The organism is Trebonia sp. (genome assembly GCF_049794275.1).
GTDB lineage: Bacteria > Actinomycetota > Actinomycetes > Streptosporangiales > Streptosporangiaceae > Trebonia.
In genome coordinates this window covers 1-1,530 of sequence record NZ_JBARCR010000336.1, presented here as the reverse complement: position 1 = coordinate 1,530, position 1,530 = coordinate 1, and the positions used below count along the sequence as shown (strand labels likewise).

General features: G+C 68.2%; 3 protein-coding genes. All 3 read right to left on the bottom strand.

All coding sequences use genetic code 11. From position 1 onward, the window contains the following. Positions 1–125 precede the first annotated feature (125 nt). The 3 genes from WA805_RS09250 to WA805_RS09240 are packed head-to-tail and all read right to left on the bottom strand — an operon-like array spanning position 126 to position 1,017. Complete coding sequence (locus WA805_RS09250) at positions 126–416, bottom strand: hypothetical protein (RefSeq protein ID WP_422278364.1); 291 nt, start codon at positions 414–416, stop codon at positions 126–128. Beyond that, on the bottom strand, positions 413–727 hold the full coding sequence (locus tag WA805_RS09245; RefSeq protein WP_422289154.1) for an SAV_915 family protein: 315 nt from the start codon (positions 725–727) through the stop codon (positions 413–415). Before WA805_RS09245 ends, WA805_RS09250 begins: the two co-directional genes overlap by 4 nt. Continuing rightward, positions 727–1,017 (bottom strand): WXG100 family type VII secretion target, encoded by a 291-nt coding sequence (locus WA805_RS09240; protein WP_422289155.1) that lies wholly within the window; start codon positions 1,015–1,017, stop codon positions 727–729. Before WA805_RS09240 ends, WA805_RS09245 begins: the two co-directional genes overlap by 1 nt. Positions 1,018–1,530: the final 513 nt, after the last annotated feature.

The window sequence follows — 1,530 nt, the reverse complement described above, 5'->3', positions numbered from 1 at the left end:
CAGCCCCGCGCCGCCGATCCGGTCCGCGTCGTAGAGCTCGCTGTCCAGGGAGTCCATCAGCGTCCTGACGGAGTAGCCGGCGTTCAGCCAGCCGTCCGGGTCGGCGTGCAGCCCGAGGCTGCCCATTACGAACCTCCGGGCACGAACCAGGCCGCGAGCATCCGCTCGGTTTCCTCGTACGCCGCAGCGGTCCCGGACAGGTGCGTCGAGACGTGGTCGAGCTCGGACGCGAGCTTGCCGAGCGCCCCGCCGAGGGCCTCCGCGGCCCGCTCGAGCAGGCCGTCTGCGTTCAGCGGCGCCGGAGCACCTGGGATGCCCCCGGCGTGCCCCGATCCCTGGCTGAACGACTCCGCGGCTGCGCCGAGCTGGGACGCGCCCGCGCGCAGCGCATCGAGGTCCACCCCGATCTGAGTCAAAGCGCGCTCCCCTCGCCGGCGGCGGCGAGCGCGGCCAGGTCCCACGGCGGGCCGTCGGCGCCCCATCGGACATCCGGGCTCAGCGGCAGGTTGACCACGGGACCGGGCAGCCGCTGATCGCGCAGGTCGGCCATGAGCGCGTCGATCCGCACCGCGAGCCAGGGCTGGTGCTCGCCGCAGCACTCGACCAGCCGGTCGAGGTCGGTATAGGCGAGCACACAGCCCACGCCGCCTACCTGATGCAACAGGTAGGCGGGTCCCTGTCCGCCCGGCAGCGGGCAGGCGAGAACGAACAGGACGGCTTCGTCCATCAGGCCCACTGGCCGCGCAGCGCGTCCTCTTGCTCGTCGTACTGCTGGCCGGTGTTGCGCAGGCTCGCGCCGATCTCGTCCAGGCTGGCCTTGGTCTGCTGCTGCGTGGTCTTCCAGTTGTCATACGCGCTCTGGAACGCCGCGGCCGCTGGCCCGGTCCACGTTCCGGCAAGGTCCTGCATTTGCGCGTTGAGCACGGATAGCAGCGACTCGATCTCGCCAGCCGTCTGCTGAATAGAGGCCGCCTTGTCGGCGACGTCACCGGTCGACACACTCACGGTGTACGGCATGGCTTGATCCCCCTCCACAATGGCGAAACCGCTGCGTGGTCCCGCATTTTTAAGGTGACGCGCGGAAAGCAGGCCCGGATGACAACGGGCCGAACCGTAACGCAATCGAGACTTCAGCCCCCGGTGTCCCGGCGGCCACACCGAATTCTGCCGCCTCGTACCGCTGTGCCATCCGGCCAACCCCCGATCCCCGGACAAGGTCGGACAGTTCCACAGGGTTGGCGACCATGCGCACCGAAGCGCACCTTGTGCACGGCGTGACCATCTGTGACCGGTCACTTAGCCGCAGAAATGGTTATTTCGTGCGCAAGGTGAACGGGAGTGACCCCTGCTACTGAACGGGCAGTGCTCGGATCACGTCTGCTCCGGGCGATCACGCCCTACAGACGTTGAAGGGTGGGTCTACGGCGGCCGGGGGGCCCGGCGAGGACCTCAGCCGCGGCGCTCAGCATGATCACGAAGAAAAATCGTCCTATGCGCGCGATTTTCTTTCGTGATCATGAAATCAGCGGG

What these genes read in the sequence shown, in the direction of transcription:
- WA805_RS09245 (WP_422289154.1), bottom strand. Translation starts at nt 727, where the DNA reads ATGGACGAAGCCGTCCTGTTCGTTCTCGCCTGCCCGCTGCCGGGCGGA.
- WA805_RS09240 (WP_422289155.1), bottom strand. Translation starts at nt 1,017, where the DNA reads ATGCCGTACACCGTGAGTGTGTCGACCGGTGACGTCGCCGACAAGGCG.